General features: G+C 66.0%; 18 protein-coding genes. 13 read left to right on the top strand and 5 right to left on the bottom strand.

The features are described 5' to 3' along the window. Positions 1–3: 3 nt before the first annotated feature. The 3 genes from prpB to IGS61_RS09530 form a co-directional block, all read right to left on the bottom strand. Positions 4–891 (bottom strand): methylisocitrate lyase, encoded by an 888-nt coding sequence (prpB, locus tag IGS61_RS09540; RefSeq protein WP_070220951.1) that lies wholly within the window; start codon positions 889–891, stop codon positions 4–6. Between the two features lie 329 nt (positions 892–1,220). After that, positions 1,221–1,469, bottom strand: coding sequence for a hypothetical protein (locus tag IGS61_RS09535; protein WP_086144807.1), 249 nt, complete (start codon positions 1,467–1,469; stop codon positions 1,221–1,223). 111 nt (positions 1,470–1,580) lie between these two features. Next, complete coding sequence (locus IGS61_RS09530) at positions 1,581–1,817, bottom strand: hypothetical protein (RefSeq protein WP_230539367.1); 237 nt, start codon at positions 1,815–1,817, stop codon at positions 1,581–1,583. Positions 1,818–1,994: 177 nt separating this feature from the next. Here IGS61_RS09530 and IGS61_RS09525 point away from each other — a divergent pair, with 177 nt between their 5' ends. The 7 genes from IGS61_RS09525 (at position 1,995) to IGS61_RS09495 (ending at position 13,916) form a co-directional block, all read left to right on the top strand. Then, positions 1,995–2,852, top strand: a complete 858-nt coding sequence (locus tag IGS61_RS09525; RefSeq protein WP_230539636.1) for an MBL fold metallo-hydrolase — start codon at positions 1,995–1,997, stop codon at positions 2,850–2,852. Positions 2,853–2,992: 140 nt separating this feature from the next. Next, positions 2,993–5,122 (top strand): T6SS effector phospholipase Tle3 domain-containing protein, encoded by a 2,130-nt coding sequence (locus IGS61_RS09520; RefSeq protein ID WP_230539366.1) that lies wholly within the window; start codon positions 2,993–2,995, stop codon positions 5,120–5,122. A gap of 130 nt (positions 5,123–5,252) precedes the next feature. Next, positions 5,253–6,581, top strand: a complete 1,329-nt coding sequence (locus IGS61_RS09515; RefSeq protein WP_230539365.1) for a hypothetical protein — start codon at positions 5,253–5,255, stop codon at positions 6,579–6,581. A 122-nt stretch (positions 6,582–6,703) separates the two neighbouring features. Then, on the top strand, positions 6,704–8,167 hold the full coding sequence (locus tag IGS61_RS09510; protein ID WP_230539364.1) for an MFS transporter: 1,464 nt from the start codon (positions 6,704–6,706) through the stop codon (positions 8,165–8,167). Beyond that, complete coding sequence (locus tag IGS61_RS09505) at positions 8,164–9,306, top strand: efflux RND transporter periplasmic adaptor subunit (RefSeq protein WP_230539363.1); 1,143 nt, start codon at positions 8,164–8,166, stop codon at positions 9,304–9,306. The genes IGS61_RS09510 and IGS61_RS09505 overlap by 4 nt, the downstream gene beginning before the upstream one ends. A gap of 9 nt (positions 9,307–9,315) precedes the next feature. Further along, on the top strand, positions 9,316–12,456 hold the full coding sequence (locus tag IGS61_RS09500) for an efflux RND transporter permease subunit (RefSeq protein WP_230539362.1): 3,141 nt from the start codon (positions 9,316–9,318) through the stop codon (positions 12,454–12,456). Beyond that, positions 12,453–13,916: an efflux transporter outer membrane subunit gene (locus tag IGS61_RS09495; RefSeq protein ID WP_230539361.1), complete on the top strand. Its 1,464-nt coding sequence runs from the start codon at positions 12,453–12,455 to the stop codon at positions 13,914–13,916. Before IGS61_RS09500 ends, IGS61_RS09495 begins: the two co-directional genes overlap by 4 nt. Here IGS61_RS09495 and IGS61_RS09490 read toward each other — a convergent pair. Both IGS61_RS09490 and IGS61_RS09485 read right to left on the bottom strand, forming a co-directional pair. Then, a complete protein-coding gene (locus tag IGS61_RS09490; RefSeq protein WP_230539360.1) occupies positions 13,903–14,808 on the bottom strand; it encodes a LysR family transcriptional regulator in 906 nt (301 codons plus the stop codon). The two genes, IGS61_RS09495 and IGS61_RS09490, sit on opposite strands and share 14 nt — an antisense overlap. Positions 14,809–14,814: 6 nt before the next feature. Beyond that, entirely contained in the window at positions 14,815–16,263 is a 1,449-nt protein-coding gene (locus tag IGS61_RS09485) for a M20/M25/M40 family metallo-hydrolase (protein WP_230539359.1), read from the bottom strand. A gap of 174 nt (positions 16,264–16,437) precedes the next feature. On the opposite strand from IGS61_RS09485, the gene IGS61_RS09480 reads away from it, so the two are divergent. The 6 genes from IGS61_RS09480 to IGS61_RS09455 all read left to right on the top strand — a co-directional run bounded on the left by IGS61_RS09480 (position 16,438) and on the right by IGS61_RS09455 (position 22,378). Next, positions 16,438–16,968, top strand: coding sequence for a GNAT family N-acetyltransferase (locus IGS61_RS09480; RefSeq protein ID WP_230539358.1), 531 nt, complete (start codon positions 16,438–16,440; stop codon positions 16,966–16,968). Between the two features lie 120 nt (positions 16,969–17,088). Then, entirely contained in the window at positions 17,089–17,535 is a 447-nt protein-coding gene (locus IGS61_RS09475) for a glycine zipper 2TM domain-containing protein (RefSeq protein ID WP_034751896.1), read from the top strand. Between the two features lie 143 nt (positions 17,536–17,678). Then, the gene (locus IGS61_RS09470) at positions 17,679–18,629 is read left to right on the top strand and encodes a PP2C family protein-serine/threonine phosphatase (RefSeq protein WP_230539357.1); all 951 of its coding nucleotides are present in this window, start codon (positions 17,679–17,681) and stop codon (positions 18,627–18,629) included. Positions 18,630–18,759: 130 nt separating this feature from the next. Further along, positions 18,760–19,611, top strand: a complete 852-nt coding sequence (locus IGS61_RS09465; RefSeq protein WP_230539356.1) for a class I SAM-dependent methyltransferase — start codon at positions 18,760–18,762, stop codon at positions 19,609–19,611. A gap of 215 nt (positions 19,612–19,826) precedes the next feature. Further along, the gene (locus IGS61_RS09460; protein WP_230539355.1) at positions 19,827–21,431 is read left to right on the top strand and encodes an FHA domain-containing protein; all 1,605 of its coding nucleotides are present in this window, start codon (positions 19,827–19,829) and stop codon (positions 21,429–21,431) included. Between the two features lie 398 nt (positions 21,432–21,829). Next, positions 21,830–22,378, top strand: coding sequence for a metal-dependent hydrolase (locus IGS61_RS09455; RefSeq protein ID WP_230539354.1), 549 nt, complete (start codon positions 21,830–21,832; stop codon positions 22,376–22,378). The last annotated feature ends 22 nt before the right edge of the window (positions 22,379–22,400 follow it).

Here is a 22,400-nt window from a genome sequence, read left to right as displayed (position 1 = left end):
TACTTATTTCTTTTGCGCGGCGAACAGCGCGTCCAGTTTTTGTTCAAAATCATGGTAGTTGATCGATTCATACAGTTCCATGCGCGTTTGCATGGTGTCGACGACGTTCTTTTGCGTGCCGTCGCGGCGCAGCGCCTGGTAGACGTTTTCCGCCGCCTTGTTCATGGCGCGGAAGGCCGACAGCGGATACAGGGCCAGGCCCACATGGGCGCTGCGCAGTTCGTCCAGCGTGAACAGCGGCGTGGAACCGAATTCCGTGATGTTGGCCAAAATCGGCACGTTGACGGCCTTGGCGAAGGTGGCGTACATGTCCAGATCCGTGATGGCTTCCGGGAAGATCATGTCGGCGCCCGCCTCGACGCAGGCGACGGCGCGTTCCAGTGCCGCTTCCAGGCCATCGACGGCCAGCGCATCGGTGCGCGCCATGATGACGAAGTTCGGGTCCGTGCGCGCATCGACGGCCGCCTTGATGCGGTCGACCATCTCTTCCTTGCTGACGATTTCCTTGCCCGGACGGTGGCCGCAACGCTTGGCGCCCACCTGGTCTTCGATGTGCAGGCCGGCAGCGCCGAACTTGATCATCGATTTCACGGTGCGCGCCACGTTGAAGGCGGACGCACCGAAACCCGTGTCGGCGTCGACCAGCAGCGGCAGGTCGCACACGTCGGTGATGCGGCGGATATCGGTCAGCACGTCGTCCAGGCTGGAAATGCCCAGGTCGGGCAAGCCCAGCGAGCCAGCCGCGACACCGCCGCCAGACAGGTAGATGGCTTTATAGCCGGCGCGCTTGGCCAGCAAGGCGTGGTTGGCGTTGATGGCGCCGACGACTTGCAACGGAGATTCTTCCTGGACGGCCTTGCGGAATGCGGCACCTGCTGAGTATTGAGTCATGTGTTCACCTTATGGGTATCGGATGGTCCCGAATGTTTCATGGAGTGGCTATGAGCATTGGTATTGCAAATGCCGTGCCAGCACCATGCGCCCGCGCGGAAAATGCGCCACGGCACAGTGAAAACCAGGGAAATGGCCACGCAGCGGCGCTGCACGCGCTGTCACGCCAGGGAACAGCGATGTCACGATTCAGGTCAATGATGTTTCAAATATGTTTCAATCATTTCATTTGAAACATTGAAACATGAAACATATGAGACTGCCACCGGGGGCGCGCATAAAAAAACAGCCGGCGGGCGCCGGCTGCAGGTTTGCTGGAAATTCAGGGGCTAAGCCAGCCGCACCAGCGGATTGGCGATGATGTTGTCGATCTGGCGCACGGCTTCTTCGCAGGCGGCGGCAATGGCGCCCTCCTCGTCGTCGCGCACGAACTGCATGGTCGAACCTTCGAATACTTCCAGGCCTTCCGCGGTGGCGCGTTCGATGTCGCAACTGGCCGACCATTTTCCGTCGGTGGTGGGCACGGCCAGGGGAACGATTTCCCAGCCTTTATAGTGAATTTTAGAACTGTTATCCATGGGTGCCTCCTTGGTGACTGACTCAATAGTGGAAATCGTAGCATGAAGCGCTGCCGGCAGCGATGTGTTTCACGCGCCGGCAGGCAATCGGGCTAAACGATTTACGCTGGCTCAAGGACGCAGCAGATTATCGACTTCCGTCTTGGCCACTTCCAGGCCCGCCGTGCAAGCGGTCTCGGGCGCTGCGTAACCGCCCAGGGTGCGGCTGCGCGTGATCGCCTGCGCTTCCGGTTCACCCTCGCGCTGCAGGCGGTAGGTAAAATCCCATAAATCGTCGTTATCCTTTTGCGGGGTCACGGAAATCGTAAATCCCCGGTACTGTTCGCTGCGTGCAGGTATATCGTTCATGAATTTCTCCTTGGAAGAATGAGGTTACCATGCGGCAAGCGCCAGGGTGCGCACGACTGTGACAGGCACATGCGCGCCCGCTTATCTGTTTTTCGCATGTTAAATGTCAATTTGCAGCATTTTTTTAGCGAACTCTGGCGATATAATGCCATTCCCTGACCGCACTTTTTCGCCGTGATGATCCCACAAATCCAAGCCTTCTTCGACCCGGCCACCGCCACCGTCACCTATGTTGTCTACGAGGCCGATGGGCAGGACTGCGCCATCATCGATTCCGTGCTCGACTATGACCCGAAGGCGGGCCGCACGTCCACCGGCTCGGCCGACAAGGTCATTGCCTTCGTGCGCGAACACGGCTTGCAGTGCCGCTGGCTGCTGGAAACCCACGCGCATGCCGATCATCTTTCCGCCGCGCCCTACCTGCAGCAGCAGCTGGGCGGCGACGTGGCCATCGGCGCCGCCATCCAGACGGTGCAGCAGGCCTTCGCCGCCGTCTATCACCAGAACGGCGCCAAAGCCGACGGCTCGCAGTTCGACCAGCTGTTCGCGCCCGACCAGGTGTTTCATATTGGTAAGTTGGAAGTGCGCGCCCTGCACGTGCCCGGCCACACGCCGGCCGACCTGGCGTACCAGATCGGCGACGCCGTCTTCGTCGGCGACTCCCTGTTCATGCCGGACGTGGGCTCGGCCCGCTGCGACTTCCCCGGCGGCTCCGCTACCCTGCTGTACCGCTCCGTGCAGCGATTATTGTCGCTGCCGCCGCAAACGCGGCTGTTCATGTGCCACGACTATCCGCCCAACGGCCGCGCGCCGCGCTGGGAAGTGACGGTGGCCGAACAGCGCGCCAGCAACATCCACTTGCGCGACGGCATCACGGAAGAGCAATTCGTGGCCATGCGTACGGGCCGCGACGCCACCCTCGACATGCCGACCCTGATCCTGCCCGCCATCCAGGTCAACATCAACGCGGGCAAGCTGCCCGAGCCGGAAGACAACGGCGTGCGCTATCTCAAGATACCGCTGAACGCGATCTGATCCCTGCGGGTACCGGTCCCCGCCGCTCCTTCTTTCTTGACATCACGCAAGTTCCACCCCGGGCATTCCGCATACAGTGCAGATTGCCTGAGTTCACTTTGGCGCCGCCTTTTCCTGCTTGACGCTGACGGAGCGCCCGTATGTCGCCCGACCCTACGCTCGATACCAATTGCATCCTGCTCGCCGAAGCCGAAGGCACGGCCTTGTTCAGCCATGCGCTGCTCCAGGCCGTCACGCGCTTGCCGCGTCCCGGCATCATCATCTTTGTGCACGGCGTCAATTCCGACGGCGAATGGTATGAGCAGGCGGAACAAGGCCTGTGCGAAGGCCTGAATGCCCGCCTGAAACGCCGCGACGAGGATCTGGCGATCCCTGGCCCGGCCGCCGGACAGATGCGGGCCGCCACTTACGCACGCGAACTGACGGATGACGGCTTCCTCAACCCCAAGCGCAACGCCACCACCTTCCTGCTGGCGGACGACGCCAACTCTCCCGTGATCCGCTTCCGCTGGGGCTACAAGGCCAACGGCGAAGAGTTGCAGGCATTTGGCGACGGCATCTATCTCAACGAAAAGAATTACTGGGGCGGCGGGCCGTTCGCCAACGGCTGCAGCGCCCTGCCTGACCTGTGGGGCCAGGGCTTGTCGGAGGAACTGTTCCTGTGGATGCATATCCAGCACATGAACCCGACGAATGACCGGCAAGTGTATGCCTGCCCGCCGCGCCCGTATTTTGTGTTCGCCGCCTGGCGCCTGGCGCGTCTGGTGCAATCGATCAGAGCGTGCCAGCACGATGCGCCCGTCACCATCGTCTGCCATAGCCAGGGCAATATGGTGGCCATGGCGGCCGCCTTTCTCGGCGAAACGCTGGGACCGTCCGCCGTGGCCGACAGCTATGTGCTGTGCAACCCGCCCTACAGCCTGCTCGATAGCAATTTCACGGAAAACTGGGTCAGCGGCCACTTGAAGGATGAGCATGGCAATACGGGCCGGCAAAAGTACGCGGCGCGCACGCAAACCTTGAAAGCGTTTTTCAACATCCTGCGCACCCGCACGGCAATGCAGCAGGATGCCGCCTTTGTCGACGAGTGCAGCGCCAATCGCAAGCCTGAACGCAAGGACAGCTATACGGCCGCGTTCGACCGCGCAGACTACGGCTTGCATGGCTCCACCTACGGCAGGGTTACCCTGTATTTCAATCCGCACGACCAGGTGATTTCGGCCACGCCCGTGCAGGGCATAGGCTGGCGCGGCATGTCGGCACAGGAAATTGCCGATGCGGGCGGTGAAGGCGTCTTCACGCAGCGCGTGTTTGCGCAAAACCACCTTGTCGGCCAGGAAAATGAAAAGGATTACGACATCTGGCAGCGCAATGGCCAGCCCTTGACGCCGGACAGCCTCGATTTCTGGCACCCGCGTTCACTGGTCGCCGAGTACTCGATCAAAAAGGGCATGCGGGCCAGCAAAGGCATCGGCCGCAAGATACTGACCTTCCTCTTCGCCCCCATCGTCATCGTGCTCGCCAGGACGGCCGGCACGCGCATCAACGCCCTGCCGCCCAAGACCTGGCGGCTGCCGATGAAGGCGCCCAGGCTGCCCGAGGCATTCCTGCCGCGCTCGAAGCGCTTTGCCGACGCCAGCGAACAATTTGACGAAGGCTGCGATGCCCCCGCCGACTCCCTGCACAAGGACCGCGCCGCCGAAGCCGATGAGGCATATGCGCCTTACCGTTCCCAGGGCAAGGGCGACGCGCAGACCGAAGCGGCGCTGCGCTACGAACAGAACGGCATGCTGCGCATGCAGGCCAGGCGCGACGGCTGGACCGAAAAAGGCAAGCCTGAGACGCCCGTGGACAAGCCGGAGGAGGCTTCCAAAGAATTCAATGCCTGGCGCAAGAACGAAATCCGGAGCTACCTGGCCGCCAACATCGACACCCACGCCACCGATCACTCGACCATCATGACCAATCCCGAGCATGCGGAAAAGGCGCTGGCGTATGACGTGGCGGTGGGGGTGTGCACGATCAGGCAGGAGGCGTTGCGCGAATTAAGGGTTGCGGCGGATTGGAGCCTGTTGAAAGGCTCATCTTTCGAGTCTGGAGAGTTCTTTGAATACTACGACAATGGGACATTTAAAAATGTATCTCTATTTACATGGGCAAATGACAAAGACAGCCCTGCCAGAAAACCAAAAAGCATCGTTGACGAGCGCCAGAATGCCAGGCCTGCCGACCCTTCCACCAACTTTGCACTGAGGACTGACGGTGCGTAAGTTCATTGTCACGCCACGCCAGCGACTGGCCTGGGCGCTCGCCACATCTTTCATTGTCATTTGCCTTGCGCTCTGGCTCAACTGGCAAAGCTATGCAGGTCACCAGACTATCCATTCACCTGGAGAACTCATGAAACAGTTCCTTGCGCTGCCCATGCTCGCTGCGTTCACCATGTTTGCGCTATTGACGGCCTGCGCCGTGCAACCTGTGCAGAAGGAAGACGATCTCCCAAAAAACACGACCCATGCTCCCTTCCGGGCACAAGTGGTGGGCCTGCAATGGCTCAATCCACTGCAGCGGCTCGACTATCCGACCGAGTGGCAGCTGCTATGGACGTTGGGATTGGCCAAGCCCAACGAAAATGACGATATGGTCAGGACGGATCCCAGGGGTTTCAGCACCTTGCAGGCCGTCGCCCCCATTGCTCACGATATCAATGGCAGGGAAACGTTCAAGGGTTATCACCATAAGTATCTGCGTGAGCTGATGACCAATTTCCACGACATTTATTATTCCAGCCCCACCTACTTCTACCACGTCTATCCCAAGGATAAAAAACAGAACTGGCGCGAACTGGCAGGCATCCGCGTGGAATATGCCCTGCCTGAAGGAAAATTCAATCTGGCAGAAGTACACCAATTCACGCAGCAAACCATCACCAACACCTTCAGCATCGGCAATGTCAATTTCCCCACCCTCTGGACCCGCGCCACGCCACCCGACGTGCGCATCACCCTCGGTGGCAACAATGCGGGCCTCGTGTCCCTGAAAGCCGCGCTGGCCTATCTGGAAGCGCATCCGCAGCAAACCGTGTGGGTCATGAACTGGGATGCGCCAAGCCGGCCAAAAACCATGCAGATCAATGAAAACCTGGTGCTGCTGGTGCTGGCCGGGCCCGGCTACAAGACGGAGCGGGCGGCGCTGGCGTGGATAGGCTATCCGGCCACGAAGAATGTCGCCGATTTTGCACTGGCCAAGGACAAGCCGCCGCGCGCCGTGCAGGCGTGGCAGGCCGTGTTTGCCGAAGCGGCGCGCCAGGGCGGCAGGACGGAAGAAAACATCGGCTACGTCATCCACGATGCCAACAAGACCTTACCCACGTCATCCGACCGGCTGGGCCAGCTGGCGCAGGCGCTGACGCTGGAAGTACCTGATTTCGACTTCCTGCCGCAGACCTTCAATACGCCTGCCCTGCTGGGCGAAATGGGCGCCGGCACGGCGCTGACCAATGTCGCCCTGGGCATCGCCCATGCCAACCACGTCGGCCAGCCCGTGCTGGTGGCGGGCACCAGCGATCCCGACAGCGTCACGGGCGTGCTGGTTTCGCCGCCGGCCATCGTGCGCCCCATCAATCACGACCAGCCGTGGTTCCGCGCGCGCGGCGAACACCATGCGTACCTGCCGTGGTGGGGCATCCGCCACGATGCAGCGGACGCTATGCAAGGCTATTCAGATTGAAGTCCGAAGGCGACGCGCATCACATGGCGTCAAACGCAATAACAAAATGCAAATGATGCGTCTTCCGCCATACCATATCCCTCAGTACCATGTGGTGACCCTATTCGAGGATCCGCCACGCCATGCCTTCACAATCCAAAACCGCTCCATCCAGCCAGCAGGCCACCGAGGCCGCTGGCGCCAGGCCGCCCGTGCGCGGCGCGCTTGCCAGCCTGTCCCTGGCGATGCTGCTGCCCGCGCTGGGCACCAGCATCGCCAACGTGGGCTTGCCCGACATGGCCAGGGCCCTGCAGGCACCGTTCCAGGATGTGCAATGGATCGTGCTGGCCTACCTGCTGGCCATCACCGCGCTGATCGTCAGCGTGGGCCGCCTCGGCGACATGCTCGGCCGGCGCCGCCTGCTGCTGGCCGGCATCGCGCTGTTTGCCCTTGCCTCCATCCTGTGCGCCCTGGCGCCCACCTTGTGGCTGCTGGTTGCCGCGCGCGCCCTGCAGGGCCTGGGCGCTTCCGTCATGATGGCGCTGACCATGGCCTTTGTCGGCAGCACCGTGCCCAAGGCCCAGACAGGCAGCGCCATGGGCCTGCTCGGCACCATGTCCGCCGTCGGCACCACGCTGGGCCCCGCGCTGGGAGGCCTGCTGATCGCGCATTTCGGCTGGCAAGCCATTTTCCTCGTCAACGTGCCGCTGGCCGGCGTGGCGCTGCTGATGGCCTGGCGCTACCTGCCGGCTGACCAGCGCGGCGCACACGCCAGGCGGCCCCTGTTCGACCACCGCGGCACCGTGCTGCTGGCGCTGACCCTGGCCGCGTATGCGCTGGCCATGACCCTGGGCCGCGGCCATTTCGGCATGCGCAACGCGGCGCTGCTGCTGGCCGCCTGCATGGGCGGCGCCCTGTTCGTCTACGTGGAGCTGAAGGCGCCGGCGCCGCTGATACGCCTGGCCATGCTGCGCGCGCCCGTGCTCAGCGCCGGCCTGGCGACCAGCATGCTCGTATCGACGGTCATGATGTCGACCCTGGTGGTCGGTCCCTTCTACCTGGCGCACGGCTTGGGCCTGGGCACGGCCGTCGCCGGCATGGTGCTGGCGGCCGGGCCGCTGGTGGCGGCGTTCTGCGGCGTGCCGTCCGGCTGGCTGGTGGACCGCTACGGCGCGCAGCGCATGGGCGGCGCGGGCCTGTGCGGCGCTGCCGGCGCCTGCCTGGCGCTGGCCCTGCTGCCCGCCAGCCTGGGCATCCCCGGCTACGTCGCGCCGATCATGCTGCTCACGGCCAGCTACGCGCTGTTCCAGGCGGCCAACAATACCGCCGTGATGGGCGACATCGCTGCCGACCAGCGCGGCGTCATCTCCGGCATGCTCAATCTGTCGCGCAATCTGGGCCTCGTCACGGGTGCCTCCGTGATGGGCGCCGTCTTCGCCGCCGGCGCCGGCGCCGGCGATATCGCCGGCGCCCAGCCAGCCGCCATGATCCGTGGCATGCACGCCACCTTTGCCGTCGCCAGCGCGCTGATACTCGCCGCGCTGGCCATTTTCGCGCTCGGCCGCGCCCTGGCCAAGCCCCCTACGTCTTCTGGAGACCCCGCATGATGCGCCCCCGTCCGATCCCGTCCCTGCCCGTCCCGCTGTTACTGCTGCTGGCCCTGGCCTGCGGCGCCACCTTGTCAGGCTGCGGCCGCTCCCAGGCCGCGCCTGGCGGTCCGCCGCCCAAGCCCACCGTTTCCGTGGCGCTGCCGGAAACATCGATGGTGCAGGCAAGCCTCGACTACACGGGCCGCATCGAGCCGTCGCAGCGCGTGGAAGTGCGTTCGCGCGTGTCGGGCTACCTGCAGCAGATCGCTTTTCGCGATGGCCAGCAGGTCAAGGCCGGCGATGCGCTGTTCGTCATCGACCCGCGCCCCTTCGCGGCGGCGCGCGACCGCGCCCAGGCCAGCCTGGCCCAGGCCCATGCGCGCAGCAAGCTGGCCACGGCCCAGTTCGAGCGCAGCAGCCGGCTGCAGCAGACGGGCGCGGCCAGCACCGAGGAGCTGGAACGGGCGCGCGGCGAGCTGGAAGGCGCGCAGGCGGCCGTCATGCTGAGCCAGGCGGAATTGCGCAGCGCCGAGCTGGAACTGTCCTTCACCACCATGCGCGCCCCCATCGCCGGCACCGTCTCGGACCGCCGCGTCGATATCGGCAACTACGTGGCCGGCGGCGCGGCGCAGAGCGGCGTGCTGACCACCATCGTTGCGCACAATCCCGTGCGCGCCATGGTCGACTTGTCGGAAGCGGATTTCCAGCGCCTGCGCCAGCAAAGCAGGCTGCCGGGCAAGGTGCAGCTGGCGCTTGATGGCGGCGGCCCCGCCCAGGAAGCCAGCGTCGACTTTGTCGACAACGAAATCAGCGCCCGCTCGGGCACGGTGCGCCTGCGCGCCAGCCTGGCCAACGCCGACCGCGCCGTCATGCCGGGCAGCTTTGCGCGCGTGCGCATTCCCGTCGGCGCGGCGCAAGAGCGCCTGCTGGTGCCCGACGCCGCCATCCTCAGCGACCAGAATAAAAAGATGGTGTTCGTCGTGGACGCGGCGGGCAAGGTGGCGCCGCGCAAGGTGGAACTGGGCGGCCTGCATGGCGACAGGCAGATCGTGCTGTCCGGCCTCGGACCGCAGGAGCGGGTCATCGTCTCCGGCGTGGCCAAGGTGCGCCCGGGCGACCAGGTCCTGGTGGCCGCTCCCCGCGCCAGCGGCGCATAAGGAGCAAGCATGCGTTTTTCCCAATTTTTCATCCGCCGTCCCGTGTTCGCCATCGTGCTGTCGATCCTCATCACCCTGGTGGGCGCGGTGTCGGCCATGCGCCTGCCGATCTCGGAATTTCCCGAGATCGTGCCGCCCACGGTGACGGTGAAGGCCAGCTATCCTGGCGCCTCGGCGCAGGAAATCGCCGATACGGTCGCCGCGCCGATCGAACAGGAAATCAACGGCGTCGACGGCATGCTCTACATGTCCTCGCAATCGGTGGGCGACGGCAAGCTGACCATCAGCGTGGTGTTCAAGCCGGGCACCAACATCGAACAGGCGCAATCGCTGGTGCAGAACCGCGTGGCGGCGGCCGAAGCGCGCCTGCCCGAAGCCGTGCGCCGGCTGGGTCTGGCCGTCAAGAAGGCCTCGCCCGACCAGCTGATGGTGGTGCTGTTCGATTCGCCGAAAGGCACGCGCGACCAGCAGTACATCTCCAACTTCATCGGCACCGCCATCAAGGACCAGCTGGCCCGCATCGAAGGCGTCGGCGACATCTACACGCGCGGCGCGCGCGATTTCTCGATGCGCATCTGGCTCGATCCGGCGCGCGTCGCCTCGCTGGGCCTGAGCCCGCCGGAAGTGATCGCGGCGGTACGGCAAGCCAACTCGCAGGTCGCCGCCGGGGTATTGAACCAGCCGCCCGGCGGCAGCGATGGCGCCTACCAGGTGCAGGTGCAGGCGCAAAGCCGCTTGCGCGACGTGGCCGAATTCGAGGCCATCATCGTGGCCGCCCATGGCGACGGCGGCGTGGTGCGCCTGCGCGACGTGGCGCGCGTCGAGATGGGCGCGCAGGATTACGCGGAAAGCGGCTTCGTCGACAACCGCACGGCCATCGCGCTGAGCATCAGCCTGCTGCCCGGCTCGAACGCGCTGGCTACCGGCGACCGCGTGCTGGCGCAGCTGGCCAAGATGCAAGCCGATTTCCCGCAGGACGTCGCCTATCACACCTACTACAATCCGACCGAATTCATCCGTTCCTCGATCGACAAGGTGCGCGACACCATCTTCGAGGCGGCGCTGCTGGTGTGCCTGGCCATGCTGCTGTTCCTCGGCTCGTGGCGCGCCGCCATCATTCCCATCCTGGCCATTCCCGTGTCCCTGGTCGGTACCTTCACGGTGCTGGCCGCGATGGGCTATACCCTCAATACCCTTTCGCTGTTCGGCCTGGTGCTGGCCATCGGCATCGTCGTCGATGACGCCATCGTCGTGGTGGAAAACGTCGAGCGCCACATGGAGGAAGGCATGAGCCCCGTCGCCGCGGCGCAGCGCAGCATGAACGAGGTGGGTTTCGCGCTGGTCGCCATCGCGCTGGTGCTGGTGGCCGTGTTCGTGCCGACGGCCTTCATCGATGGCATCTCCGGCATGTTCTACCGCCAGTTCGCCGTCACCATCGCCGCCTCCACCGTGATCTCGGCGCTGGTCTCGCTGACGCTGTCGCCGGCCCTGGCCGCGCTGCTGCTCAAGCCGCAGCTCAATGCCAACAGCCTGGGCGCGCGCTGGATGGCCATCTTCAACCGCGGCTTTTCCCGCCTGACGGGCGGCTATGTGCAACTGACCGGGCGCATCCTTTCGCGGCGCTGGCTGATGCTGCCCGTGTACCTCGTGCTGGCGGGCCTGACCCTGTGGCGCCTGGACGTCACGCCGCGCGGTTTCGTGCCGCAGCTGGACCGCGGCTATGCCATCGTCTCGATCCAGCTGCCGGCCGGCTCGACCCTGGCGCGCACCAGCGCAGTGGTGCAGGACGCCACGGCACGCCTGATGAGCCACCCTGGCGTGGCCCACACGGCCGCCTTCGTCGGCACCGACGGCGCCACGTTTACGTCGGCGCCCAACACGGCCGTCATCTTCACCATGTTCAAGGACTTCGGCGCGCGCGCCAGCGCTGGCCTGGACGGGCCGGCCATGCTGGGCGCCCTGCGCGGCAAGCTGGCGCCCATCAGCGCGGCGCGCGTGATGGTGATACCGCCGCCTTCCGTGCGCGGCATCGGCACCGGCGGCGGCTTCAAGCTGATGCTGCGCGACACGGGCGGCCTGGGACCGCAAGCCTTGCAGGCGGCCGCGCGCGGCATCGCCGAGGAAGCGGCCAGGCTGCCCTCGGTGACGGGCGCCTTCACGCCGTTCAACGCCATGAGCCCGCAGATCAAGGTTGAACTGGACCGCACCAAGGCCGAATACCTGGGCCTGCCGCTGCTGCGCGTCAACGAGACCCTGCAAAGCTACCTGGCGCCCGTGTTCGTCAACGACATGAACCTGATGGGCCGGGTCTGGCGCGTCACCGCGCAGGCGGACGCGCCCTACCGGCGCAGCGTGGCCGACCTGGCCGCGCTCAAGACGCGCGCCGCCAGCGGCGACATGGTCCCGCTGGGCAGCGTGGCCACCTTCAGCGAAGGCACGGCGCCGTTCCGCGTGCCGCGCTACAACCTGTATCCCGCCGCCGAAATCCAGGGCAGCACCAGGCCTGGCTACTCGACGGGGCAGACCATCGCCGCGATGGAAGAACTGCTCAAGGCGCGCCTGCCGGCCGGCTTCGACTACGAGTGGACGGAGCTGGCGCTGCAGGAAAAACAAGCGGGCGCCAGCACCGGCATGGTGCTGGGACTGGCCGTGCTGCTGGTGTATTTACTGCTGGCGGCCCTGTTTGAAAGCTGGCTGCTGCCCCTGTCCGTCGTGCTGATCGTGCCCAGCTGCGTGCTGGCCACGCTGATCGGCGTGTCGTGGCGCGGCCTGGACAACAACGTGCTGACGCAGATCAGCATCGTGGTGCTGATCGGCCTGGCGGCCAAGAACGCCATCCTGATCGTCGAATTCGCGCGCCAGGCGATGGCGGCCGGCGCCGATGCGCGCGCAGCGGCCATCGGCGCCGCCCGCACACGCTTGCGGCCCATCCTGATGACGTCGCTGGCTTTCCTGCTGGGCGCGATACCGCTGATGCTGTCTTCCGGTGCGGGCGCGGAAATGCGCCAGTCAATGGGCACGGCCGTCTTCGCCGGCATGCTGGGCGTGACCTTGTCCGGCCTGTTGTTTACACCCTTGTTTTTTACCTTGCTGAGCCGCCGCCGCGCGGCGCCGGCCACGCGCACGGTCGCACTGGGAGAAGCCGCATGAGCCGCATGACAACCCTGAACACGCGCCGCGCCGCGCCGCTGCTGGCGGCGGCCATGCTGGCCCTGGCCAGCTGCAGCGCCGGCACGCCCACGGCGACGCGGGCGCTCGATCCGGCGCAACTGTCTGCCCTGCCCTCGGCGGGCGGCCCGGAACTGCAGGCCGGCGCGCCGCCGGCGCTGTGGTGGCAGGAACTGGGCGATGCCAGGCTGGAACAGCTGGTGCGGCGCGCCTGGCAAGACAACTACGACGTGCGCATCGCCGCCGCGCGCCTGGCCAGCGCCAGCGCGTTCGCGCAGGCCGCGCGCGGCGCCCGCCTGCCGACGGTGGATCTCGACGCCCAGGCCGGACGCGCGCGCCTGGCGCCGATCGAGGGCGGCGACGGCCAGCCGCACATCGCCTCGCCGGTGCAGTGGAGCGCCGTCTTCAGCTGGGAGCTCGACCTGTTCGGCCGCGTGCGCCACAGCATCGCCGCTGCCGAGGCATCGGCGGACGAACGCGCCGCCGTGCGCGACGACGTGCGGCGCCTGATCCTGGCGCAGGTGGTGGACGCCTACCTGGTGCTGCGCGGCGCGCAGCAGATGCGCGCCAGCCTGCAGGAGCAGCTGTCGAACCAGTCCGGCACCCTGCAACTGGTGCGCGAGCGCGAAAGCGCGGGCCGCGCCGCGCCGGCCGAGCGCATGCGCGCCGAGGCGCAGATGCGCCTGGCCGGCGCCCGCCTGCCCAGCCTGAACGCCGAAGAACGCGTGGCGCGCAACCGGCTGGCGACGCTCACCGGACAGCGTCTCGATGCGCAGGAACTGGCGGCGCTCGACCAGCCGATGCCGCTGGCGCTGCCGCAATCCTTGCTGACGGACGAGCCGGCCCACCTGCTGCTGCGCCGGCCCGACGTGCGCGCGGCCGAACGCGCGCTGGCGGCGGCCAGCGCGCGCGAAGGTGCTGCCATCGCCGAGCGCTTCCCGCGCATCAGCCTGGGCGCGCTGTTTGGCGCCTCCGGCGTGGCCGGCGACTGGAATGGCGGCGATGCGGCGCGCTGGCAGGCGGGCGCCGCGTTTTCCCTGCCGCTGTTCGACGGCGGCACGCGCCGCGCCCGCGCAAGCGCGGCTGGCGCCGAGGTGCAGGCCGCGCAGGCCGGCTTCGACAAGGCGCTGGCGCTGGCGTTGGAAGAAGCCGACAGCGCCATCGCGCAATGGGTGCAATTGCGCAGCCGCCATGCGCAGCTGCGCCTGGCGCACCAGCTGGCGCAGGAAAGCGCGCGCCTGGCGCGTGTGCGCTACCAGGAAGGCGCGGAAAGCCTGCTGGGCGTGCTCGAAGCGGAACGCATTGCGCTGGCCGCGCAGGAGCAGCTGGTGACGGCGCAGCGCGACGTGACCATCGCCACGGCGCGCGGCTATACGGCCATGGCCGGCGGCTTCGACGGGCCCGCGCAGCAGGCCGCTGCCGGCGCCATCAGCCGGCGCTGATCCGGGCCGCGCAGGCGTCGACCACGCAGCCGCGCAGCCAGCGGTGGGCGGGGTCGGCATCCATGCGCGGATGCCACATCAGCGATACGGTCAGGTCGGGCATGCCTAGCGGCAGCGCAAAACTGAACATGCCGGCGCGCAGATTGCCCGTATGCCGTTCCGGCACGGTGGCGATCAGGTCGGAGCCGGCGGCCAGCGCCAGCGCCGCCGTGAAGCCGCCGACGATGCTGGCGATCGTGCGCTGCAATCCCAGCGCGGCCAGCGCGTCATCCATCGGTCCCGTCTCCTGGTCGCGCCGCGCCACCAGCACGTGCCGGCCGGCCGCATAGCGCTCGGCGCTGATGTCGCCTTGCGCCAGCGCATGGCCGCTGCGCACCACGCCGACAAAACGGTCGCCGAACAGCCTGCGCGTGCGCACTTCCGGGCTGGTCAGACTGCCGATCACGCCCGTTTCCAGGTCGATGCTGCCCTCGCGCAGCTGCACGCTTTCGCGGTCGACCTTTTGCACGAAGCGCAGGCGCACGCCGGGCGCCTGCGCGCCGATATGCGCGAGCAGGGCCGGACCGAAATTTTCCACGAAGCCGTCGCTCGAACGCAGCGTGAACGTCTGTTCCAGCTGGCGCGGATCGAGCTGCTCCGCCGGTCCCAGCACGGCCAGCGCCTCGCCCACCAGGTGGCCCACCCGTTCGCGCAACTCCAGCGCGCGCGGCGTGGGCACCAGTTCACGGCCGGCGCGCACCAGCAGCGGATCGCCGGTCGTCTCGCGCAGGCGCGCCAGGGCGCGGCTCATGGCCGATGGACTCAGACGCAAGCGCCGCGCCGCGCGCGTGACGCTGCCTTCGGCCAGCAGGACATCGAGGGTGATCAACAGGTTCAGATCGGGTAGCGACATTGGCGCTTACTCGCCCTGCTCCGGCGCGCGGCCGATTTCGCCGTCGATATTGGCCAGGAACCAGGCCAGCGACGACATCAGCGCCACGTTGCGCTTGAGGTTATCCGGATCGACCTTGTCCAGGGTATCGGCCGGCGTATGGTGGTAGTGGAAATAGCTGTGGCTGTCGACCAGCGGCTCGAAACTGGGCACGCCGCCCGTTTCCAGGCGGTGCAGGTCGCCCGTGCCCAGTGCGTCGCGGCGCGTGAAGGCGTGCGCGCCCATCGGCAGCAGGGCCGCGCGCAGCGGCGCGAACAGTTTTTCCGACTTCGGCCCCACGCTGGCGAGGATGCCGAACGGGCGGCCGGCGCCGCTGTCCATCTCGATGGCCGCATATTGTTTGCCGAGCGCCTGCTTGTGGGCCTCGAAATACGCCTGGCCGCCACGCCCGCCGTTTTCCTCGTTCATCCAGGCGATCACGCGGATGGTGCGGCGCGGGCGGTAGTCGAGCTTTTTCAGGGTTTCCACCACGCCCATGGCCGCCACCACGCCGGCGCCATCGTCGTGCGCGCCCGTCGCCAGGTCCCACGAATCGAGGTGGCCCGAGACCACCACCACTTCGTCCGCCTTGTCCGTGCCCGGCCAGTCGGCGATGACGTTGTAGCTGTCCGCTTCCGGCAGGTTTTGCGGCGTCAGGGTCAGGTGCATTTTCAGCGCGCCGCGCGCGGCCAGGCGGCCGATCAGCAAGGCGTCTTCCACGGTGACGGCGGCGGCCGGAATGCGCTTGTTGTCATCGAGACCCGTGGCGCCCGCGTGCGGGATGCGGAAATCGGCGCCGCCGACCGAGCGCACCAGCGCGGCGGCCGCGCCCAGGTCCGCCGCTGCCTTCGGGCCGAGGAAGCGCGCGCGCGACCCCTGGCCGTAAGTCACGCCGGCCAGGCCCCGCTCGGCCATCTCCTGGTCGAACGGCGTGTCGATCAGCACGATGGCGCCCTTCACTTCCGGCGCGCGCGCCTTGAGTTCGTCCAGGCTCTTGACGATGATCAAGGGCGCCGTCAGGCCGGCGGCCGGCGTAGCGCCGGAGCCGCCCAGGGCGGTCAGCACCACGCGCTGCGACACGCCCTGCGGACGGCCCGCATAATCGACGATTTCCGCCGTTTCCACGCCGCGCACCCAGTGCGGCACTTTCACGGGCTGCAAGGTAACGGTGGCGCCCAGCTGGCGCATGGTGTCGGCCACCTGCCGCACGGCGGCAGCCGCGCCGGCGGAACCGGACAGGCGCGGACCGATCAGGTCCGTCATGTCGGCCAGGCGGGCGTAGGCCCAGTCGCTGTGCAGCGCCGTGTCGCGCACCTGCGCCAGCGCTTGCGGCGTATTGCCTGGCGCGGCGGCAAAGGCGCCGGCGCTGACGATGCAGCCCAGGGCGATGGATAAAACGGAACGGCGCAGTGGCGCGCCAGTCAGGATGGTATGCATGTAATGTCAATTCCAGTCAACAAGGTCGAAGCGGGTACGCCGTGGCCAGGGGCAAGGCGCGGCTTTCTACGATAGCGTATTTATTCTGTCATTGCAGCAACTTTTGCGGGAGTGATTGCTTCTTTCCCCCAGAGTCGATTACCATCAGGATCGTGATCGCTACCGGATACCGCCATGCTCAAGGGAACCCTCTGTACCGTCCGGCATTTGCAGGCCGCCGACCTGAATACCTATATTTCCCTCGTCAACGACCTGCCCTCGCGCGGCGAGTTTTTCTCGATGCAGTTCAAGTCGCCCGAGGCCATGCGGCGCGACTTCCTGCAATCGGGCTTCGTCACCGAGGACAGCGAATTGTTCCTCATCGAAGACAAGGCCCAGCACATCATCGGCACGATCACGCATTTCAAGAGCCGCACGCCCGCCTCGCGCGAGATCGGCTACCGCCTGTTCGACCGGCAGCGGGATGGGCAGGGCTACATCAGCGAAGCGACGCGCCTGGTGATCGACTACCTGTTCAACGCCTATCCGTATCACCGGCTGGAGCTGCTGATGGACCCGCTGAACATCGGCTCCGAGCGCATCGCGCAAAAGAACGGCTTTACCCAGGAGGGCTTGATGCGCCAGGCCTTCTTTATCAACGGCGTGATGCGCGATGTCAAAATGTACAGCCTGCTGCGGCCCGAATGGCAGGCGCGCCTGCGCTGACTTGTTACCGCTCAGCCCCGATTGTAATAAGTTGTATTAGACGTGGAACAAGCTTGCGGCAGCAGATATAGTCCAGTGCATGCAGATCATTGTGATCTCGCCGGAATGGAAGGAAATGCCATGTTGAACAAGAAACTCCTGGGTGCGGTAATGGTAGCGGCAGTGGCTGTGTCTTCGGCCGCAGTCGCCGGTGACCGCGACTTCAATACCGTTGCAGGCGCCGTTGTCGGGGCGGCCATTGGCAACAGCACCGGCGGACGCAATGGCGCGATCGTCGGTGGCGTGCTGGGTGCCGCCGTCGGCAACAGCATCAGCACGAATGACCGCTATTACGACCGTGGCGGCTATCGCGGCGGCTACCGCGAAACCTATTACGCGCCTGCGCCGCAACCGGTGTACTACGCCCCGGCCCCGCAGCCCGTGTATTACGCGCCGCCTCCGCGCTACTACGGCCCGCCGGCCGTCGTCTACGTGCAACCGGGCCGCGGCTACTACCGCGACCATGGCCGCCGCGACTACTATGACCGTGGCCACGGTCACGGCCACGGCTGGGGCCATCGTCGCTGATCGGCACCCACCATCCGCCAAAACCTGCGCCAGCCTGCTGCCGCAGGTTTTTTTGCAAGATAAGCAAGGTATCGCCACCGCACAATATCGGCTAAGCTGTGTCCTATGATCAACATTACTGGCCGCCTGGACCGCACCAACCGATGCATTTAATTAAAGACGCGCTTGACTTCGGCCCCTGGCTCGATGCCGCCGCCGGCACCAGCGTGGGCGCCGGCCCCCTGCCACGGCGCGAAAACCAGGACAACTTCCTGCTGATCGATGCCAGCGGCCATGCCGTCTGCCTGTCGCGCCAGGCGCCGTTTCATTGCCAGGTGCCGGGCTGGCCGCGCGGCCACGTGCGCGCCGCCGTGCTCGACGGCATGGGCGGCCACGGCCTGGGGCGTGAAGCGGCGGAAGCGGCCGTGCAAGGCTTGCTGGCCGTACCCGCCTGCCTCGATACGGCCAGCCTGGCAGCCAGGCTCGACGAGTTGCACACGCGGCTGCAGGACACCTTCGCCAGGACGGCGCCCGCCCAGGCGCGCCCGCCCGGCACCACCCTGACCTTGCTGGAAGTGCCGCCCGGCGAAGCCCCGCTGCTGTATCACGTGGGCGACTCGCGCCTGTATGAAATTGCCGACGGGAAGGCCAGCATCCTCACCGTCGACCATGTGCCGGCCACCGTGTACGCCATGCGCGGCGCCCTCGACGAGACGCGCTGGCGCGCCGCCGTGCACGGCGAACACCATCCGCAAATCTCGCAGGCCTTTATTTTAGGCAACGCCATCAGCGACAGCCTGCAGCTCGACAAGCCGCTGCGCGGCCTCGATGCGGCCGCCTTGCCGCCCTTCCTGGCCCACCTGGGCGACCGCCGCGTGCTGCGCGTGCGCCCCGGCGCCCACTATCTGCTGGCCAGCGACGGTTTCTGGGCCTGCGACGATCCGCTGGCCCTCACAGCCCGCTGGCCCGCCTTGTGTGCCGGCAAGACCGCGGCACAGGCCGTCAACGCCCTGTTCGACGACTTCCTCTCGCACCCGCCAAAAGGCTTGCATAGCGACAACATTACCGTGCTGGCGCTGCGCTTCGATGCGGCATTCACCGTCCCGGGCGGCTAGCGGCCAGCCGCGCAAGGTGGCATCGTGACGCGAATCGCAACGGGCCGCATAAATGGCGCATGCCCGTGAACCATGGCCGTGGCGCGCGGTCTGACGGAAGGATCTCTCCCAACGTCACCAGGAGCATGCCATGAGCAACAACACCGCTACACCGCAGGCCGGCGCAGCCGGCGCGCCCGACTACGCCGCCATCAAGCAGCGCCAGCAAGCAGGCTGGGCCAGCGGCGACTTCGCCGTCATCGGCGTGACCCTGCAGCCGGTCGGCGAATCGCTGGCCGAAGCGGCCGACATCCGCGCCAACGAAGACGTCATCGACATCGCCGCCGGCAACGGCAACGCCACCCTGGCGGCGGCGCGCCGCTTTGCCCGCGTCGTCTCCACCGATTATGTGCCGGCGCTGCTGGACAAGGGCCGCGCGCGCGCCGAGGCGGATGGGCTGGCCGTGACCTTCCGCGTGGCCGACGCGGAAGCCCTGCCCTTCGCCGATGCCAGTTTCGACGCGGCCCTGTCGACCTTTGGCGTCATGTTTACGCCCGACCACCGGCGCGCGGCCGGCGAAATGCTGCGCGTGCTGCGTCCTGGCGGGCGCATCGGCATGGCCAACTGGACGCCGGACGGCTTTATCGGACAGCTGTTCAAGACCATCGGCAAGTATGTGCCGCCCCCGGCAGGCGTGGTGTCGCCGGCCCGCTGGGGCGAAGAAGCGTATGTGCGCGACCTGTTCGGCCAGGCGGCCGAGCAGGTGCACAGCCAGCGCAAGGTCTTCAATTTCCGCTATGCCTCCGCTCACCACTGGGTGCAGGTCTTCCGCGATTATTACGGCCCCGTCCACAAGGCCTTTGCCGCGCTCGACACGGCTGGCGCCGAGGCGCTGGAGCAGGAACTGTTCGCCCTGCTCGAACGGCTGAATACGGCGGGCGCCCACTCGCTGGTGGTGCCGGGCGAGTATCTGGAAGTCATCATCGACAAACGGCGCGGGTGAAATACATGTCAAAACAACATATCCAGAAAGATATAAAATGTGTTTTTGAGCAATAGTTTCCATGGCATGCATGGCAAGGTGTGACCAAGGGGATGAATTTGGACAAAAAGAGCGCATTCCGGTGCGGCGAAAGTTGCCAAGCAGGCGCAAAAGCGCGTAAGCTCTCATGTATAACAGAGGGCAAAACGTCCCCGCTCGATTCGAGTCAGAATGTCATGAAAAAATGCAGCAACCCGGAGCACCCGCACTGTACGTTCTGGGTCTTGCCTGGGGAAACAGTCTGCGCGGGCAACCACCTGCAAGCGGCGACTGATCCCAGCAGCTACGACCTGTTGACCGCACTGCGCAGCGCCCGTTCCGAGCCATCGGCAACGGCGCTTCCGCACGCCCGTGCGCATGATGCCGGGCTGCGCGATGCGGTGATACGCGATGCCGCTCAAGCGGTGACCAGCCCTGCGCCAGCCTCGGCCCCCGCCGGCCTGCCGGCATTTACCCCAATGCCCGTCGCACAGCCGACCACTGCGCCGGCCTACCAGCCGATACATGCCCACCTGCACATCAGCGGCTTCGATCCCCGCGCGGCAGGCGGACGGCAAACCCTGAAAATGGAGTTGCGCGGCATGAGCGCCACCTGCGCGCCGCAGCTGACCTTGCGCCTGCGCTCGGACCTGATCCCCCGTGGCTTTGTCCAGCATGATTTCGTGCGCGCCACGCGCGGCGACTGGCGTCCCGTGTTTGTCGAGTTTTCCTCGCGCAACAAGGAACACGGGCAATACCAGATCGAGGTGGAAGTGCACAGCCACGTCGATGGCGCCGTGGCGCAGAAATGGGTGTGCACCTTCGTCATCCTGGTGCCGCGCCGCGACGCCACCCTGACGGAAATCCACCAGATCTTCCTCAGCACGCACAAGAACGTGCGCGTGATGGCCGACGATGCCTCGATCGCCCGCGTGACGGGCGGCGATGGCTGCAACCTCGACGTCACCGCGCGCAATGCCGGCATCGCCCACGTGGATTTATCTTCCCCGCAAGGCAAGATCGACATGGGTTTTACCACCATCGCCTGGGACGAGGAGCTGATCGAAGTCGACCTGCCCGCCGCCAGCCACTGCCACCCGCACCCGAGCCAGGCCGCTTGCCTCGTCAATGCGGCGCCGGAAGCGGGCGAACAGCGCCAGATCCGCCTGTTCGCGCTGGAAGAATGCATGCTGGGGCGTTTCGAGCTGGTGGATCCGGAAGCCGATGTGCTGCTCAGCCATTTCAGCCCCGACGGCCAGGACAACAATGGCTTGACGCGCCGCCTGTCGGGCCGCCACGCCCTCATCCGGCGCGGCCAGCAAGGCTTTGAAATCGAGGATGTATCGCGCTACGGCATGCTGCTCGACGGCGTGTGGCCCGGCAAGCACAAGCCCGTCGCCCTGCGCCTGGGCATGCGCATTGAATTGTCCGCCAGCATCAAGGGCATCGTCGTACTCAGCGTCACGGCCCTGCTCGCGCACGGCGTGATCCTGCACCGCCTCGACCACGGCGCCCGCGCCGAGTGTTTTTACCTGCTGCTGCCAGACACCCAGCCCACGCCGGCCAGCCACCTAGCCACGCCGCAAGCCGGCTGCCTTCCCGTGCTGTTCCACCGCAATGGCGGTTTCTGGCACCTGGACACGGCCAGCGGCAAGGAAACCGCGCTGGCCCCCGCCACAGCGCTCGATAAACTGAGCGGCTTCGCGCGGCATAACCGCTTCGCCAGCGAACCGTATCCGGAATGCTGGATCATCCGCACCGAAGGCGCTGCGCTGTGCGATAGCACCATGCAAACTGCATAAGAACACTGTTGTAAATCTGCAGTTATCCGCACGGTACTAGCGTGGTATCAGTACGAGAAAAATCATCGACAATCCCAGAATAAACACCGCTTCCAGCGTAAACACGATGGCGGGAATCTGCAATTCGCGCGGGATTTTCATGGCGACACCTCTTAAAACGTAAGACTGCTTTCAGCATAGCGCGCCCTGCGCCAAATGCATTATCAGCCACACAACACACTTGGCCGGCCGGCATCAGGCGCCGAGTTCGCCATCACGTCCATCCCGACACATAATTTAACAAATTATCGACAGATATTCCGCAAATAGCCCACAGCGACGCCCTTGCGTACTGTATATTCATCCAGTTAATATTCATGACATTTCACAAAGCGCCCAGAGGGCGTTTTACATTTCCTATGGCTTCCAACAAAGCGCATCATGCGACCGGTTGGGCTGCCGGCGTGATCGCCGCGGCCCTGGTCGCGCACGCTGGCGCCGGTGGCCCCTATCAAGTGCTGAGCATGCTCGCCTTTGTCATGGGGGCACTGGGCGGCACGGCGCCGGACTGGCTGGAAGTGGCATGGTGGGCGCGCACGCACCGGCTGTGGATCACACACCGTACGTGGACGCACTGGGGCCTGGCCTGGATCGCCCTGCTCGTCTACACCTACCTGCAATTGCCGCACCACCTGTGGGCGCCGCCCCTGTTCGGCTTTGCCGCCGGCGGCATCATGCATCTGCTGGCAGACTGGCCCAATCCCCTGGGCGTGCCGTGGATCTTTCGCCGCCACTCGCTGCGCTGGTGGAAAAGCGGCCGCCACGACATCATCGTCATCATCGCCGCCTGGCTGGCCGCCACCATCGTGGCCGACCACGTGTTTTTCGACGGCATCCACTGGCAGCGCAGCGTGCTGGCGTTCGAGGGCCTGCTGCACTGGTCCGCCACGGCCCTGCAGCAAGCCTGAGCGGATCTGCAACAGTGGCAGG

Origin of the sequence: Janthinobacterium sp. FW305-129, assembly GCF_020858115.1 — a bacterium.
Taxonomy (GTDB): domain Bacteria; phylum Pseudomonadota; class Gammaproteobacteria; order Burkholderiales; family Burkholderiaceae_D; genus Janthinobacterium.
This window is presented reverse-complemented; position numbering and strand designations above follow the sequence as displayed.

Coding starts and splice junctions, on each gene's coding strand:
- prpB (WP_070220951.1), bottom strand. CDS start 891: ATGACTCAATACTCAGCAGGTGCCGCATTCCGCAAGGCCGTCCAGGAA.
- IGS61_RS09535 (WP_086144807.1), bottom strand. CDS start 1,469: ATGGATAACAGTTCTAAAATTCACTATAAAGGCTGGGAAATCGTTCCC.
- IGS61_RS09530 (WP_230539367.1), bottom strand. CDS start 1,817: ATGAACGATATACCTGCACGCAGCGAACAGTACCGGGGATTTACGATT.
- IGS61_RS09525 (WP_230539636.1), top strand. CDS start 1,995: ATGATCCCACAAATCCAAGCCTTCTTCGACCCGGCCACCGCCACCGTC.
- IGS61_RS09520 (WP_230539366.1), top strand. CDS start 2,993: ATGTCGCCCGACCCTACGCTCGATACCAATTGCATCCTGCTCGCCGAA.
- IGS61_RS09515 (WP_230539365.1), top strand. CDS start 5,253: ATGAAACAGTTCCTTGCGCTGCCCATGCTCGCTGCGTTCACCATGTTT.
- IGS61_RS09510 (WP_230539364.1), top strand. CDS start 6,704: ATGCCTTCACAATCCAAAACCGCTCCATCCAGCCAGCAGGCCACCGAG.
- IGS61_RS09505 (WP_230539363.1), top strand. CDS start 8,164: ATGATGCGCCCCCGTCCGATCCCGTCCCTGCCCGTCCCGCTGTTACTG.
- IGS61_RS09500 (WP_230539362.1), top strand. CDS start 9,316: ATGCGTTTTTCCCAATTTTTCATCCGCCGTCCCGTGTTCGCCATCGTG.
- IGS61_RS09495 (WP_230539361.1), top strand. CDS start 12,453: ATGAGCCGCATGACAACCCTGAACACGCGCCGCGCCGCGCCGCTGCTG.
- IGS61_RS09490 (WP_230539360.1), bottom strand. CDS start 14,808: ATGTCGCTACCCGATCTGAACCTGTTGATCACCCTCGATGTCCTGCTG.
- IGS61_RS09485 (WP_230539359.1), bottom strand. CDS start 16,263: ATGCATACCATCCTGACTGGCGCGCCACTGCGCCGTTCCGTTTTATCC.
- IGS61_RS09480 (WP_230539358.1), top strand. CDS start 16,438: ATGCTCAAGGGAACCCTCTGTACCGTCCGGCATTTGCAGGCCGCCGAC.
- IGS61_RS09475 (WP_034751896.1), top strand. CDS start 17,089: ATGTTGAACAAGAAACTCCTGGGTGCGGTAATGGTAGCGGCAGTGGCT.
- IGS61_RS09470 (WP_230539357.1), top strand. CDS start 17,679: ATGCATTTAATTAAAGACGCGCTTGACTTCGGCCCCTGGCTCGATGCC.
- IGS61_RS09465 (WP_230539356.1), top strand. CDS start 18,760: ATGAGCAACAACACCGCTACACCGCAGGCCGGCGCAGCCGGCGCGCCC.
- IGS61_RS09460 (WP_230539355.1), top strand. CDS start 19,827: ATGAAAAAATGCAGCAACCCGGAGCACCCGCACTGTACGTTCTGGGTC.
- IGS61_RS09455 (WP_230539354.1), top strand. CDS start 21,830: ATGGCTTCCAACAAAGCGCATCATGCGACCGGTTGGGCTGCCGGCGTG.